This is a genomic window from Pseudoalteromonas sp. SG45-1 (assembly GCF_014164135.1).
In the GTDB taxonomy this organism is placed as follows: Bacteria; Pseudomonadota; Gammaproteobacteria; order Enterobacterales; family Alteromonadaceae; genus Pseudoalteromonas; species Pseudoalteromonas distincta.
Map to the genome: position 1 here is coordinate 1 of NZ_JACJEP010000043.1, position 15180 is coordinate 15180.

Annotated in this window: 12 protein-coding genes and 1 pseudogene; 8 read left to right on the top strand and 5 right to left on the bottom strand. The window is 38.0% G+C overall.

Annotated features, from left to right (window positions below):
* Positions 1-474: 474 nt before the first annotated feature.
* Positions 475-1110, top strand: a complete 636-nt coding sequence (locus tag H5117_RS19590; protein ID WP_024596130.1) for an isoprenylcysteine carboxylmethyltransferase family protein — start codon at positions 475-477, stop codon at positions 1108-1110.
* A gap of 253 nt (positions 1111-1363) precedes the next feature.
* Here H5117_RS19590 and H5117_RS19595 read toward each other — a convergent pair whose 3' ends face one another.
* The 3 genes and pseudogenes from H5117_RS19595 to H5117_RS20860 form a co-directional block, all read right to left on the bottom strand.
* Positions 1364-3385, bottom strand: a complete 2022-nt coding sequence (locus H5117_RS19595) for a bifunctional diguanylate cyclase/phosphodiesterase (protein WP_182738945.1) — start codon at positions 3383-3385, stop codon at positions 1364-1366.
* Positions 3386-3389: 4 nt separating this feature from the next.
* Complete coding sequence (locus tag H5117_RS19600) at positions 3390-3917, bottom strand: YfiR family protein (protein ID WP_182738946.1); 528 nt, start codon at positions 3915-3917, stop codon at positions 3390-3392.
* Between the two features lie 9 nt (positions 3918-3926).
* A pseudogene (locus tag H5117_RS20860) lies at positions 3927-5986 on the bottom strand (TonB-dependent receptor plug domain-containing protein).
* Between the two features lie 480 nt (positions 5987-6466).
* Here H5117_RS20860 and H5117_RS19610 point away from each other — a divergent pair.
* The 5 genes from H5117_RS19610 (at position 6467) to H5117_RS19630 (ending at position 10434) form a co-directional block, all read left to right on the top strand.
* A complete protein-coding gene (locus H5117_RS19610; protein WP_182738947.1) occupies positions 6467-7342 on the top strand; it encodes a diguanylate cyclase domain-containing protein in 876 nt (291 codons plus the stop codon).
* A 149-nt stretch (positions 7343-7491) separates the two neighbouring features.
* Positions 7492-7677, top strand: a complete 186-nt coding sequence (locus tag H5117_RS19615) for an epimerase (RefSeq protein ID WP_024594980.1) — start codon at positions 7492-7494, stop codon at positions 7675-7677.
* A gap of 108 nt (positions 7678-7785) precedes the next feature.
* Positions 7786-8802, top strand: a complete 1017-nt coding sequence (locus tag H5117_RS19620) for a kelch repeat-containing protein (protein ID WP_182738948.1) — start codon at positions 7786-7788, stop codon at positions 8800-8802.
* Positions 8799-9515, top strand: coding sequence for a Sir2 family NAD-dependent protein deacetylase (locus H5117_RS19625; protein ID WP_024597449.1), 717 nt, complete (start codon positions 8799-8801; stop codon positions 9513-9515). Before H5117_RS19620 ends, H5117_RS19625 begins: the two co-directional genes overlap by 4 nt.
* Positions 9516-9636: 121 nt before the next feature.
* On the top strand, positions 9637-10434 hold the full coding sequence (locus H5117_RS19630) for a response regulator (RefSeq protein ID WP_182738949.1): 798 nt from the start codon (positions 9637-9639) through the stop codon (positions 10432-10434).
* A gap of 64 nt (positions 10435-10498) precedes the next feature.
* Here the strand turns inward: H5117_RS19630 and H5117_RS19635 are convergent, their stop codons facing one another.
* Positions 10499-11812: a M20/M25/M40 family metallo-hydrolase gene (locus H5117_RS19635; protein ID WP_182738950.1), complete on the bottom strand. Its 1314-nt coding sequence runs from the start codon at positions 11810-11812 to the stop codon at positions 10499-10501.
* A gap of 397 nt (positions 11813-12209) precedes the next feature.
* On the opposite strand from H5117_RS19635, the gene H5117_RS19640 reads away from it, so the two are divergent.
* Together H5117_RS19640 and H5117_RS19645 are read left to right on the top strand one after the other, a co-directional pair.
* The gene (locus H5117_RS19640; protein WP_182738951.1) at positions 12210-12458 is read left to right on the top strand and encodes a hypothetical protein; all 249 of its coding nucleotides are present in this window, start codon (positions 12210-12212) and stop codon (positions 12456-12458) included.
* Between the two features lie 126 nt (positions 12459-12584).
* A complete protein-coding gene (locus H5117_RS19645; RefSeq protein ID WP_182738952.1) occupies positions 12585-12935 on the top strand; it encodes a hypothetical protein in 351 nt (116 codons plus the stop codon).
* A 375-nt stretch (positions 12936-13310) separates the two neighbouring features.
* Here the strand turns inward: H5117_RS19645 and H5117_RS19650 are convergent, their stop codons facing one another.
* On the bottom strand, positions 13311-14465 hold the full coding sequence (locus tag H5117_RS19650) for an IS110 family transposase (protein WP_182738953.1): 1155 nt from the start codon (positions 14463-14465) through the stop codon (positions 13311-13313).
* Positions 14466-15180 lie beyond the last annotated feature (715 nt).

The window sequence follows — 15180 nt, forward strand, 5'->3', positions numbered from 1 at the left end:
GACTCCCGACGTTAAAATCACAACAAAACTTCTCAGTATTTCAGTCGGCCAATAAAGTAGCATTTGCTATGTGACTCTCCACCGCTGTGGGCACTACGACATTACCAGGCTTCAAATTGTAGAGAGCCCGACTAGAAATAGTCGGGCTTTTTTACGCCTGCAGAAAAGTGAAATGTGCGCAATTAATATACACTCATACCAACACCATCAAGTAGGGCGGAAAAATAGATCACTTAATTAAGCGAATTGGTATAAAAATAAAATTGTGAACTACCGAATTTACGTTTTCGGTTTGTGTAAGCAGTTGTTTAGGAAATTAGTTTGATTAGTTGATTATAACTCGTTAACTAACCACAGACTTAGCTTGTTTATGAGGGCAATGAATACTAATATGATTTCATGATCTTATAACTAAATCTATTGGCTTAGTTGTTTTAAAATTACTACCAATAATGATTGTGAGCTGTAACTTAAATGCCTTATGAAACATTTGTAGATGACTCTGCATCGCTAGTTGAATTTACCCGAGTTTACTTAGCTATTTTTTATACTTTTGTTGCCGGATTTTATACATTTAGAATTATTTATAAAAATCGAAATACACCATCAGGCGTTATTTATCCCGGTGATAAATTTTGTACTAGTTGGTGGAACCATATGGTTTTTAAATTTTTCAGGGCTGCTATTTGGTTTGTATGTGTAATTAGAGTGTTTGTACCTGAGTTAGATAGCTATCTTGGGCTATTCCCAATACTCAATGGCTGGCCAGGCGTATTATTTGGCGATGTATTATTGACCGCAGGCTTTATTTTAACGATGTTTGTACATTTTCATATGGCAGCACTTTGGCGTTCAGGAATTGATCCTAAGGGACCACATGAACTTAAAACATCAGGATTATATGAATACTCTAGGAATCCGATGTACTTAGGCGTTGTAGCTGCACAGGTGGGGTTCTTTTTAGCCTTACCTAGTATATTTAGTTTGACCTGTTTAGTTATTGGTTTTACAGCTATATATAGACAAACATTAGTTGAGGAGGCTCATTTAGCTCATCGTTTTTCTGCACAATATAAAGAGTATAAACAACTAGTCCCTCGCTGGTTATAGCTTGGGATTTAGCTTTAAATACATGGATTTTTAAGGCAAAAGTAAAGAAGTGTTCTGTGTTGGCTTGCTAAAATCTAGCACGATAGACATAAATCAGATCACTTCTTTTTGTTTTATACCAATTCGCTTAATTAAGTGAGCTATTTTGAGGATGGAAAAACGTGTTGATAGCTAGGCAAAAAACTAGCTATGTAGTTGTTCTAAATGAGAATTTTTTAACACAGGTAGCGACACGTTCAGCCCCGTAAAATGATTAAGTATTATTGCGGATCGGTATTATATACTTTTCCATAAACTCTTGTTTAGTAATTGCCTTTGAAAAAATGTAGCCTTGAATATAATCACAAGCAAGCTGCTTTAATAGGTCATACTGTTTTTGTGTCTCAACTCCTTCAGCAACCACCATTACGTCTAGATTGTGAGCCATAGTGATAATAGCTTTCACGAGAGCAATACTATTATCGTTTGATTCTATATCGTTGATAAATGAGCGATCTATTTTTAAAATATCTATATCTAAGCGCTGTAAATACGCCAAAGAAGAATAACCAACACCAAAGTCGTCAATCGCAATATCTATATTAATAGTGCTTAAGCGTTTTAATTGTCGTTGTATTGACGAGTCGGGATCCATTAAAGTATTTTCAGTGACTTCAATTAAAATGGTGTTTGCGGGTAGTTGGTACTTTTTACTTGCAACAATCCATTCATCCACCCAGCAACCAGCGCGGTCAATTTCAAGAGGTGATGTATTTACACTGACTTGAATTGTCTTTTCACTTAAAACATTGAATTGGACGGTATCTTGAATTGCTTGAGATTTTACCCATTGGCCGATATCGTTTATTAATCCGTTTTTTTCAGCAACTGGTATAAACTCATTTGGCCCTATTAGGCCTCGTTCAGGGTGATTCCAACGAATTAGGGCTTCAGCTTTTGGTACTGATTTCCCGTCAATTGAAAATATAGGTTGGTAAAATAATTCAAATTGATTATGAGTGATTGCTATTCGTATTTCTTCTATTAGGCGACGTTTTTCTATGGCTTTTTCTTCAATAGCATAGGAGAAAAACTCGTAGCGATTCCGACCTTTATTTTTAGACAAGTACATCGCTTGATCAGCACGTTTAACGAGCTCTTCTACTGTTAAGCCATCAGCAGGAAAAAACGTTAAACCTATGCTTGCTGTAACATACACTGTTTCTTTTTTTATTTTAATACTCTGCATTAAGCTATTTTTTATAGCTTCGGCAATTTTTGATGCTTCATCCGGGCTATTTACACCCTCTAAAATCAATGTAAATTCGTCACCACCCAAACGTGCGACTGTATCTTTAGTCGTTATACAACTTTGTAGTCTTGTTGCTACTTGGTGTAAGAGTAAATCACCGTAGTCGTGACCTAGGCTGTCATTTACTTCTTTAAAGCCATCCAAATCTATGAATATAAGGGCGAACTTCATTCCCTTAATACTTACTAAGCTTTGTAGTTTTTCGTAAAAATAACGCCTGTTCGGTAAGTCGGTTAATCCATCTTGGTAGGCATATTGTTGCAACTGAATATTCGCATTTTCAAGTTCATTAGTACGCAGTCTAACTTGGTTTTCTAATGAATTTTCTCTTTGCTCAATGTTGTATAACATCGCATTAAAACAAGAGGTTAATTGTCCTACTTCATCTTGTGATAGCTGTTTAGCGCGTAAGCTATAATCATGTGATGTGGTTATTTTATTTGCTGTTTGAGCTAAATATAAAATAGGGTTTAAAAAGCGACGCCTTAATAAAAGAGATAAAATTAGGCTGATGGCAAAGGTGAATACCATCAAAATCATTATAAATTTAAAGTAAAAAGTAATTCTGTCTTGAATGTAGCTGTTGTTAGTGCGTATTTTTAATATACCGTAATCATGCATATCGAGCTGAAGGGGTGTACTCACTTCAATACTTTGCTCCATATCTTCATCTTTGGATTGCGCAATAACAAGTTGCTCACCAGTCACACTTGTTACCATTATACTAATAACATCTGAGCGTATAAGTATTGGGTTTATAAGCTCTTGCACTGCATCAATATCATCAAACATAAGTGCTGTAGTTATATTCGGTGAAAGCATTTTTGACAGAGAGCCCAAGCTTTCTATTTGTTCCTCTTGAGCGCTGGTTATTTCATAAGCACTAAATACAATGGTTACTGTCGCGGTTGATACAAGTGCAACACTCATTAAGATAAATAGTAATTTTTTGCTCATCGTATTTAATGCAAATAGTTTTTTCATTGCACTACCTATCTACAACGCGGGCAAGGCGTAGCACTTTTGAGCTCATAGTAATGCCTGCATCTTTAAGCTGCTTCGGAGCAATTTCAAAGCGAATTTTACCACTGGAAAGAAAAAACCTGATATGACCGCCATTTTCAATAAATGTGTCTGTTTCACCAATTAGCATAACGTTTTTCAGCTCTAAAGGTGTTATGTTTTGCCATTCGATAAATGTATCAGAGGTAATAAATAGCATGTTACACGCCGAGGTTGTTACTTCATCCAGAGTGATTAATTTATTGTATAGAGGTAAGTTTTTTATAGTGCGATTTTTTAAAGCGTTGTTAGCCGCATCAATAAAGTATTTATCAGGGCTACAAATAATAAATTCATTAAGAGATCCTAAATGATAATCCCAGTGTCCAAAACGTGCAAAGTTATATAAGAAGCCTGCTTTTAGCATGTATTCTTTTTCAACAGCGCCAACGCTGGCACTAAAAAGTGTCAACGTTATTAAGCTACTGTGAATTAAATTTCTTAATTTAATCATCTAATTAACTTAGAAACTTGCTGAAACTGTAAACGTAATACATTCATCAATATAGTTTGGTAATGTATAGGTTTCGCGCGTATTATTGTACTCAATATGTGAACCTGCAAAGAGGTTTTTACCCGAAATTGCAGTAGACCACACAGGTGTTGCTTGCCAATTCCAACTAATATCTAACGTTGTGTAATTATCAGTGTTATATGCATTTGAGTTTATTGCGCGCAATGTCGCAAACACATTATGGTTGTTTAAAAAAGAATAATCGGCTTTTGCAAATAACTGCTTGTTTTTAGAGTCATAGCCGATTGCGGGCTCTACTCGAGGAGGTAAATCGTAGCTATAATCGGTGTAACTATAACCAAACTCAGTATTGAGATTATCAACTGGTTGCCACGATACAACTAGGTCGAAGCCTTTAGTGGTCGTGTCTGCTACAGATGCAAAGTCTAAATCTATGCGAGTCATTGTTAGTGCTTGAAATACTTCTGGGATTCTCCCTGCTAGAAATAATTCAAGTATAGGAGTGAATTGTTCAGCATGGGTATTCATATCAATAACCGCTACGTTATTAGCATCGGTATAATAAGTAGAAAGATCCAATGACCAATCGTTAGCAGTAAAACGGTAGCCTAATTCATAAGATAGATAGTTTTCTGATTTAACTTTGTCGTTACCATTTAGATAGGTTGCAATTCGATAGTCGTCTATTTGTCCAAAGCCAGAGCTTAAACCGGTAAGATCTTTAATTTCTGTACCATTAACTTTAAAGTTGTCGTTAAATTCAATCAATGTTGGTGTACGTACACTTCGCGATATAGCACCCCAAGTAAGGTGGTTATCTACTGGCTTGTATATAAGCCTTGCTGACGGTTGATTTTCCCAGCCAGTTAAATCGTTATGATCAAGCTTAGTACCAATAATAAAATCGAGTGTATCAGGCGCCACATTATATTGAGCTTGAACAAGTGCACCAAATTGTTTGAGGTTATCAAAGTTTTTATCGCTATTTAAAAATACACTTTCTGCGAAAGAGATAGAGTTATACCGGTAGTTTAATCCCCAATCTAGCTGTAGAGATTGGTATATGAAGTTCATTTGATAATCAATATCTATCGATTCAAAATCTTCTTTAATATAATCTTGGGAACCATTTTGTTTCAGCCAAGAAATTTGTAGCATTTGATTGGCATCGGGCGACACTCTGTTTTCAAGGCGTGCATTATGCGTGAGTCTGTTCGCTTTAAATCATCTGAGAATGAAATGTTTTCGTTGGTTTCATCTATAACACCTCGGTAGTTTTGACCAAGTGTTGAGTGAGTAACGTCCCCCTGAAGTAGCGCAGACCACTCATCATTAGGGGTAAAGTCAGCCCGAAAACCTAAAGAATTTTGTTTAGTTGTATCGTTAGGTGCGAGTAAGATCCCTTTTTTTGATTCATTCGCATCTTTTACATGACCATACACACGGTAGCTGCCTATGTTACTTATATCACCACCGTAACGAAGATTTGCATCAACATTTATTTGATTACCAGTTGTTACGTTTGCGTATCCACCGCGAGTATCAATACTGTTTTTAGTAATGATATTAATCACGCCATTATTTGCGTTACTACCCCAAAGTAATCCGCCTTGTCCGCGTATTACTTCAATGCGCTCAATGTCATACAAAGGAACGTTGAGTGTTTCCCAATAAACTGCAGCAAATTTTGGGGTATATAAGCTTTGTCCGTCAATCATAACCAATAGTTTGCTAGAAAATCGAGAGGCAATACCTCTTGATGAAATAGCCCATTGATTGTTATCGAGCTGACGTACAATTAAACCAGGCACCATTTTCAGTGCTTCAGGTACTGATGTAGCACCAGAGTTAGTAATTTGTTCTTTTCTTAATATATAAATAGATGAAGCGGTATCAAATGCTGATTGTGCTCTTTTCATCGCAGAAGTTGCTTGTACATCCATGCCCATTAAAGCATCAAGATCGAGGTCTTCATCTTCAAACGGCTCGGCCGTTAAGAGAGGGCAAACAAAAAGTAATGGCCAAAACAAACGTTGTGATATTTTCATCCAAAAGTCTCCTGCGCAATCAAAAAATCAAAAACAGTCTTTGTTTTTGTAATACATGTGATTTCACACAGTATTAACATACATTAACAGTGTAAAAGCATAAATGAGATTAAATCAAGGTAACTAATTTTGTAGTAGTTAAAAGGTCTAATTTCGCCCAATTGAACTGTAAAAATATAGTTAAATGAACTTTATAAGTATATTTATTAAAGAGTCAGTAAAATGTAAATAGCTGATAGTTATATATTTATATACAACTTAAAATTTAGTCTATTTCAGAATAACTTCAAAGTATTTACGGTTATTAAATATTTAATCTTAACTTTTTCGTGTCATGCTTCTCAAAGCAATATTAATTATATGGGCACAATTTATACCTAGCCCTATGTTATCTGCGATTGTGGTTTAATTATCTTTGCTTTTGTTAAAGCTATATAGAATACTTAAATTTGCTTGGTTTTGCTTTGAAGGCACCAAAGTATGATAAAAAATGAATTAATTAATGTAGAAGAAGTACTCGATTTAATGCTTGATGCCGTTTGTGTGGTAGATAAACAAGGCACATTTGTTTTTGTAAGCGCAGCATTTGAGCAAATTTTTGGTTATACGGCCGACGAAGTTGTAGGCAAAAAAATGATTAACTATGTTTACGAAGGTGATCATTACAAAACGCATAATGCCGTAACTTCGCTATTGTCTGGCGAAACGGTAAACCCTCGCTTCGAAAACCGCTGGATGAGAAAAGATGGTCAAGTAGTCCATATATTATGGTCTGTTCGTTGGTCAGAGCAACATCAAGTAAGAATTGCAGTTGCGCACGATATAACTGAGCGAAAAGTAATGGAAGAGCAGCTCCATTACATGGCTCTGCACGATGTGTTAACTGGTTTGCCTAATCGCTCTTTATTGATGGAGCGATTAGAAAAAGTAATTATTAGTGCAACTACAAACAACACATTTTTTTCTTTACTGTTTATAGACATAAATGGCTTTAAAGCAGTAAACGACACCCACGGACACGAAACTGGCGATAAGCTTTTATGTGCTATAGCAAAAAGGCTTTCAGCGTCGGTTAGGCATTACGACACAGTAGGGCGTTTAGGTGGAGACGAATTTTTAATTATTTTAGATAATTTAAGTTCTAGCCACGAAACCGTCAGAATAAAAAATAAAGTCCTCACTGAGTTTAAAGCTGTCTTTAAGTTAGATGACGTACTACTAAATATTTCCCCCAGTATTGGCATTGCAAACTACCCAGAGCACGGCCAAACAGATCACGAACTTATAAAATATGCTGATCAAGCTATGTACAAAAATAAACAGCAAGGCTTAGATAACGTAACCTATTTACCTTAAAAAATTATGCTGAACTACCACCTTAGACAGCTCATCTTCACAACGCCCTTAACTACAATACATTACTTACCGCCACATTTTTAATAGCGGTTTTCCAGCGCTGCGTTAAAAATCTATAAATGCTCTTACAGCAGTTTGTAGGTAGTTCCTTGATAAATAAACTGCACAAGTTATGTCTGGGTGATAATGAAGGCAATTACCGTATAGGCAGTAATACATTTTTTACTAATGATGCAGGCGAAAGCAAAGTTTCGGTCACTGATTACGCAACAGCAATGGTTGATGTAGCGCAAAATGCAGCGCACGTAAATCAGCATATTAGTATTGCCTACTAATATGGTTAATAATCAAAAGCGTTTGATTATTTAGATATAACAATACTGGCTCACAAGGCTAAAATAATTTAATCTGAGCGTATTAATTCTTATTAAATTATTTGCCTAATGAGCCTTCTTTTTTCTCTTGCGTTAGCAAGCCTTCCCGCTTTACCAGAGCCTGTTGCAAATAATGCAGTGGCTAAAGTTATTGTTAAAAATCAGCCCTACTTTTTAAGCTTTATGGGGCTGGGGCGCGATAAACAATACTCGTCAGTGCATAACAAAGTGTGGACGCTTAAAGTTGGCGATTCACAGTGGCAATCTAAAACTGGTGTGCCTTCAAGCTTGCCATTAAAAGGGCGCTTAGCAAGCACCGCAGTCGGCTTAGGCGAGTACGCTTATGTGTTTGGCGGCTATACGGTAGCAGAGGATCATACTGAAGTTTCAAGCCCCGACGTATATAGGTACGACGTAATAAAAGATACCTACACTCATCTTGCGAGCATGCCAGTACCCGTAGACGATAGCGTAGCGCTGAGCTACAAAGCGCGTTACATTTATCTAATTAGCGGTTGGCATAACGACGGCAACGTAAACTTAGTACAAGTATACGACACGCAAAATAATACATGGCAACAAGCCTCGCCATTTTTAGGTGAGCCTGTATTTGGCCAAGCCGCTGCTATTAGTGATAACACCATTGTTATTTGTGATGGCGTTAAAACACAAGCTAATCCTGATTCGCGTCGCTCGTTTGCAGGTCTAGCACAGTGCTTAAAAGGCACAATAGATTCAACTAATCCACAAAAAATAGATTGGCGTACCTTGCCACATCCAACAGGCACTGCTCACTACCGAATGGCAGCCACCAGCGATAATGGCAATATTTATATGATGGCAGGCTCTAATAACCCATATAACTACAGCGCAATAGGTTACGACGGCAAACCTGCACCAGCAAGTGACCATGTTTGGCGCTTTAGTATCAAAAAAAACGAATGGCAGATTTTATCCCCAGTTGAAGTAAAGAGCATGGATCATCGTGGCTTACTTGAGCACAGTGGGGTTTTATATCGAATTGGCGGCATAGATAATAATCAGCAAGTAAGCGCTAACGTGCTCGGTTACGAGGTTGAAAAGTGAACACCCTTTACATTACAGGAGCGGGAGTCAGCGCAGCCAGTGGTATTCCCACCTTTAGAGGGGAGGATGGTTATTGGACCATTGGCAGTAAAAATTATACGCCTATGGAAATGGCAACGCGCGCAATGTACCAAAACGCCCCAAAAGAGTTTTTAGCATGGTATTACCATCGCTTTGCAACGTATCGCAACCATGGCCCAAACGACGTACACCATTGGCTAAGTGACAAAAACCTAATTACTCAAAACATAGATGGGCTTGATGGCAAAGCGGGTAACAAAAATTACATAGCGATACACGGCAGGCTTGATCAAATGACCTTATTTCATGAGCAAGGTGAGCCAGTCACGCCACTTGCCACCCCGTGGGATAGTGTAGACGAAAGCCGCCTACAAGAGTCTCTTTTTGAGCTATTTAATATTCAAAACCAAACGCCTGAGCTAAACCATTCATTTAAGCCCTTTGTTTTATTATTTGACGAATACTACACCGAGCTTTACAGAATAACACAAGCACAACAGCGTATGCTCAACGCCGATAAAATTGTATTTATGGGCACCTCGTTTAGCGTCAATATTACGCAAATGGCAATTGAAATAGCCCGAAATTACGACATTCCTGTTGAAGTGGTTGACCCTGAACCTGCACATATTTTGCACGCTAACGTCACATATAAAAAAATGAATGCATTAGATTACATTCAATCTAATTAATAAGTGCTATATTTTAAAGGGGTTGGTAATGTTTTCTTAAATATTAAAATCTCTTTATATAATATTAACGAGTCAAAAATGTTATTATTATCCTGATTATAACAATACTAAAGAGATCTGAATGAGCGACTTAACTGCAATAGCAAACTTGTCCCTTTTACTTGTAGAGCCTTCAGAGGTTCAGCAAAAAATAATAATAAAATCGCTTTTAGAAAGTGGTGTAAAACAAGTTGAAACTGCATCTACACAAACACAAGCGCTTAGCTTATTAGCAAGTTATCACCCTGATCTAGTTATAAGCTCTATGTATTTATCTGACGGGACAGCCGATTCACTATTGCAAGAAATAAGATCAAACCTTATCACCGAGCATCAACCTTTTATGCTTATATCGAGCGAGCGTAATAAAAAATACCTTGAGCAATTACGCCAATCAGGTGTGCTTGCTATTTTGCCTAAGCCTTTTAGCGCAAAAGCCATTACCCGCGCTCTTAAAGCAACTTTAGATATTATAAGCGAAGAAGAAGTAGAACTTGATCATTTTGACGTAACATTACTAAGAGTGCTGGTTGTAGATGATAGCCGCTTTGCGCGTAAACACATAATACGCGTACTTGCGGGTATGGGAATACCTGCACCAATAGAAGCAGAAAACGGTAAAGAAGCTATTGAGCACTTAAACAACCAATCGTTTGACTTAATTGTAACCGACTACAATATGCCAGAAATGGACGGGCGAGAACTAACAGAAGCCGTTAGAAGCTCAAATAGCTACTCACATATTCCTATTTTAATGGTGAGCTCAGAGGCAAACGACACTCACCTAGCTAATATTGCTCAAGCGGGAGTTGATGCTATTTGTGATAAACCGTTTGAACCGGCCACAGTGCGAGAATTATTGTTTAAAATAATGTCTTAAAAGTTAGTACAAGCGTAGGACGGTTATTATTTGGCCTACGCTCATGTTTAAAATACATTTACTATTACAGTTTTCCTAATCTATAAATGAGTAATGCAGTTTTTTTAATGTTTTTATCAAGGCTGGTTAAATCGGCTGTTTCGTTTTTAGTATGCGCGCCGCTGCCCATCAAACCTAAACCATCAAGTGCCATATCAACATGATTTGCCGCAAACGAAATATCAGCCGCACCTGCATTGCGTGGATTGGCGGCTACTACTTTGTTGAAGCCTAAGTCGTGGCTTGCGTCGCTGTATAATTCTAATAGCTTTTTATTGCCATCAGTTAATGCCATTGGCGGGTAACCGTCTTCAAAAATAAGCTCTGCTCTACTGCCATCTAAGTTTTTAGCCACAATTTGTAGCATAACCCTTTTAGCGCTTTCTACCTGCTTTGGCGAAAGTGCGCGTAAATCACCTGCTACATGCACGGTTTGTGCTATTACATTACTTTTACCAAATGCAGTTGCTGACGAATTAGCACTGTCGTAGTCGGCATTGGTACCGCCCACAATAAGCCCCGGGTTAAACGTTAAATTAGGTTGCGTGGCAAGTTGCTCTCTAAAATCATTTAAAATGCGTGATGCTTCGTAAATAGCGCCATATCCAACGTTTTCGCTAAATATTTGTGACGAATGCGCTGCATTTGCCGTTACGTTTAGCGTCCAGCCGGTATAACCACGGCGCGCCGCCATAGCAGTTTTTATATTGTTATCGCCATTTTCATAGCCAAGCGCTACGTCAGCCCAAATTGCCGCATCAACAATAGCTTGTTTAGATAAGCTAAGCGGGCGACCGCTGCTTTCTTCATCGCCAGTCAGTAACACTTTTATGCTTACATTTTCGAGTAAATTAAGGGCTTGTAAGCTTTTAAGTGCAGTAATTATTACCGTGTTACCGCCTTTCATATCGACAACGCCTGGGCCACTGGCTGTATCGGCATCAAGCTGTTTGTAGGTAGTAAAGTTATCGTTTTTGGCAAATACCGTATCTAGATGGCCGATCATCAGTATTTTTATTGCATCGGGGTCATTACTCTCATGGGTTGCTAATACATGACCTGCGCGGTTAAACGCACTGCCATCCAGCCATTCTACTTTAAAACCAATGACTTTAAGCTGTTCACTTGTCAGCGCGCCTACTTTTTTTACACCTTCAATATTAAGCGAACCGCTATTAATATTTACGGCTTGCTCTATTTCTTTAAGTGCTTGGGGAATATTTTTATCGACCTGTTTTACTATTTCACGCTCATTTTTATCAAGCGCAGCATGGCTTGTAAGCGGTAGGGTACTAGCAAGTGTGAGGATAAGTGCATGGCTAAATTTTAAAAATGACATAACAGCATAATAAGTGAGAAATAAGAATATTTAATATGAATTAAAAATACAGAGGATTCAATAGAAGTAGATTGTGATTTTTAACTAATTTTATAAGTAATAACGAGTTACAGGTTTAAGGGTTATAGAGTGTACGCGTTATTGGTTTAAACACAGATATTTAAAATATAACCTGTTAATTAATAATCAACGGGTATAACTAAACAACGATTTGTCTGATATTACTGCTCTCCACCGTTTTGGGGTTTTGCTACATTTAGAAAAGGTAAGGCGAATCTAACTAACTGTTTACAGTTGTTTATTTTATAGCTAGGATAAAATCATTGTAATATAAAGACATTTGTCGGTTTGTAAAACGACAAATGTCGTAGACTAAATTGTTATGTGAATATTTGAAATGGCATACGAAAAACCGAAACCACTGTACGAGTGGAAAATTGATGAGCCGGATAAAGAGCTCTACATTGCCTCAATTCTAGATAATGAAACTGTATTATCTGCGTACGGTCGTTACGCGCATGGCTCTGGTAGTAAATCGGTTTCATGGCAAGAGTTTCTTGAAGGTGAAATGAACGAGCTCGTAGAAAAAACTATGGGTGTAAAGGTATTAACTGAACTTCTTGCCAAGTTAAAGGTGCTCACATAACAAGGCGCTCCAATTGACACAGCGGTCTACGTTCGTTTATGTGCATTCGCTGCGCTCATTGTTGCACAACACTCACTACAACCGCTGTGCAATTGAGCTTGGCGTTATAAGCCATAAGGAAGTTTGGTGAATAAATCGACATTAGGGAAACTAGATGTCTTAAGTGTTTTTATTACTTGGGCGCTACTAATTTCACTTTTGAGCACTTTGGCATATTTAAAGATTTTTGCTGATCCAAACTCAAGAGCTGCAATTCTTGTATATTTGTTTGGAGCTTTCTTTATTGCTGCATTATGTCACGTAATATTGGCGTACTTTAATCGCTGCCCTCATTGCAGTAAATGTTTAACTATTCAAGGTTTTAAACCACCTCATCCTGCTTCAAGTGGCAGTTGGGACAAAGTAGTGTGGCATTGGTTTTCAGGTTCCATTGTCTGTATTCATTGCGGGCAAAAGGTTGATACAAATGGCTTATAACAAGCCAAGTCAGCGGGAATTTTACTCGCTGAAAAACACTCATAAAATCCCCTGCTTGGGGCGTTGGTATGACTCCCACTGTCAAGTTAAACGCACTGATCCCTGCCTAACTTTTTTAAGCCATAATTACTTTAGCTCGAATTAGAGCGAGTTAATACATAGGATGAAGCAAGTAATGTCGTCGGTTATCTTGCTGATATTCGTTGGTTATTACTATTTCTAGTAACAGAGCAGACCTTACTTATTTCGTCGTGGCACCTGTCTTCAGTCTATGTTCGTGGTTCAATGAAGCGTTAGCTACATTGCCATCCTAACGCCGTCGGTGGTTGTGCCACTCCCGATGCTTGATCCTATGCATTAACTCTAATTCGTTTATCATGCAGGTACTCTTGCCAATCTAAGTTTTGTATTTACTGGCGTTAGCACCACTTCTTTTGCAATTGCCCATATGTATGCAATCATTTCTCGAGCAATGGCGGTGACAACCAGGTTGTAATGTTTCCCTTTGGCTATCATTTTTTTATAGCGCTTGCAGAGCCTAAGTTGTGCTTTCCACGCAATATCAATAATGTCCTTTGGTAAACCTTCTTGTCGTTTTTGCATATCTGTCGATATATTTGCCGCATACCGATAAGTGTGTGCGCCTTCAACGAGAAGGCGCCTCGCTCGGCCGTTTCCGCATTTTGTGATGGCGCCAATATGGCGTTTGCCACCACTCGAGTGCTCACTAGGTACAAGACCAAGATAACTCATTAATTTGCGGGGGTGGTCGAAGCGCGATAAATCGCCAAGATCAGCAACAACGCCGGTGGCGACCAACAAACGAACGCCACGCATAGCTTGTATTGCTTTTACTACAGGATAATAACGCCACTGGTGAACATGGTGTGTTAGTTCATTGTCTAGCCGTTCAAGTCGGCTTATTCGTTCATTAATTGTGTGTAAAAACTCTTGTAAGACGATGTGCTGCGCGGGATGTGGCAACACAAGCTCAGTGAGCCAACGTAAATGTTTTTGTGACCAATTTGCAGTGCCTCTGTAATTAATATTATTGCGAAGCAGCAGTGCCTTTAATTGATATTTAGCATCTTTTAAATCCTTCATTGCCACTTCGCGTGCGCGAGATAAATCACGTACGGCTTCATCTTCAGGCTCGGGAACATAAATAGGTGTTAAATCTTCAGATTTAAGTAATTTAGCGAGCTTAAGGGCATCACGTTTATCGGTTTTAATCTTCTCACCTGGCTTTTTGGGAATAAGAGAGGGTGCAACCACATAACAGCAATGGCCGAGACTGGTAATTAATCTGTAAATCCAATAACCACATGGGCCAGCTTCATAAACAAAATGAAGTGTTGCGCCAGGGTATTTGGATTCAAACTGACGAACAAGCTTTTGAACGGCCACTTTGGAAGACGAAACTCGGCCAAGATGAACGGGTTTCGCACCTCTATGTTCTTCAATATAGGCGACTTCATTGAATTCTTTATGTGTATCAAGACCGATAAAAAGTATGCTATGTTTATTCATGTTAGCCTCTGCTGTTTAGTTAATTGACAAACTAATTATGGCTCTGGCTTTGAATTAAGCTAACCCACGAAAAGCGGAGGCTAACACCGTGTGGGAGTCATTATGTCTATGTTTATACAGCGCTAGCTGTATGTGTTACGACCTTCTGTCAATCACTCTTAAAAGGAATTAACTTGTGAGTAATACTACTATACTTATTATCACCTTGGTTTCTACCATATCCATCTACCTTATAAAATTTGCGTACAATAACTATAGCCAGTACTCAGAGTCAGTTACTAAACTTCTAACTTTTACAGCTAAAATAAACACAGGTATCTCTGCTCTTATTATTATTACACTTGGTTTTCATTTGACTGGTACTCTTACTATTCATAGTCTTACACCTCATAACCAAGAAATAATAGATAATCCAGAAGTAGTAGGCTTTATATTAAGCAGTCCTTTCTGTTTGTTGTGGGTATATACATCTCTCATAGGTAAAGTTCGGCACTTAGTTCCCGAAAAGTGAGTACAACATAAACACTATAAGGGGTAGTAGAGGTAGAAAGTCTATATCCTCCATATTTTTCTCCTTACTTTAGTTAAAATAAACATAACAAGTGACTATGGTGTCAATTCCTAATTTAAAACCATTTTAGGATCCCACATGACACCATCCCTCACCATAGAATTTATGATTACTATAAGCTTTCTTATACAGGCAATAATAGCC

Coding starts and splice junctions, on each gene's coding strand:
- H5117_RS19590 (WP_024596130.1), top strand. CDS start 475: ATGCCTTATGAAACATTTGTAGATGACTCTGCATCGCTAGTTGAATTT.
- H5117_RS19595 (WP_182738945.1), bottom strand. CDS start 3,385: ATGAAAAAACTATTTGCATTAAATACGATGAGCAAAAAATTACTATTT.
- H5117_RS19600 (WP_182738946.1), bottom strand. CDS start 3,917: ATGATTAAATTAAGAAATTTAATTCACAGTAGCTTAATAACGTTGACA.
- H5117_RS19610 (WP_182738947.1), top strand. CDS start 6,467: ATGATAAAAAATGAATTAATTAATGTAGAAGAAGTACTCGATTTAATG.
- H5117_RS19620 (WP_182738948.1), top strand. CDS start 7,786: ATGAGCCTTCTTTTTTCTCTTGCGTTAGCAAGCCTTCCCGCTTTACCA.
- H5117_RS19630 (WP_182738949.1), top strand. CDS start 9,637: ATGAGCGACTTAACTGCAATAGCAAACTTGTCCCTTTTACTTGTAGAG.
- H5117_RS19635 (WP_182738950.1), bottom strand. CDS start 11,812: ATGTCATTTTTAAAATTTAGCCATGCACTTATCCTCACACTTGCTAGT.
- H5117_RS19640 (WP_182738951.1), top strand. CDS start 12,210: ATGGCATACGAAAAACCGAAACCACTGTACGAGTGGAAAATTGATGAG.
- H5117_RS19650 (WP_182738953.1), bottom strand. CDS start 14,465: ATGAATAAACATAGCATACTTTTTATCGGTCTTGATACACATAAAGAA.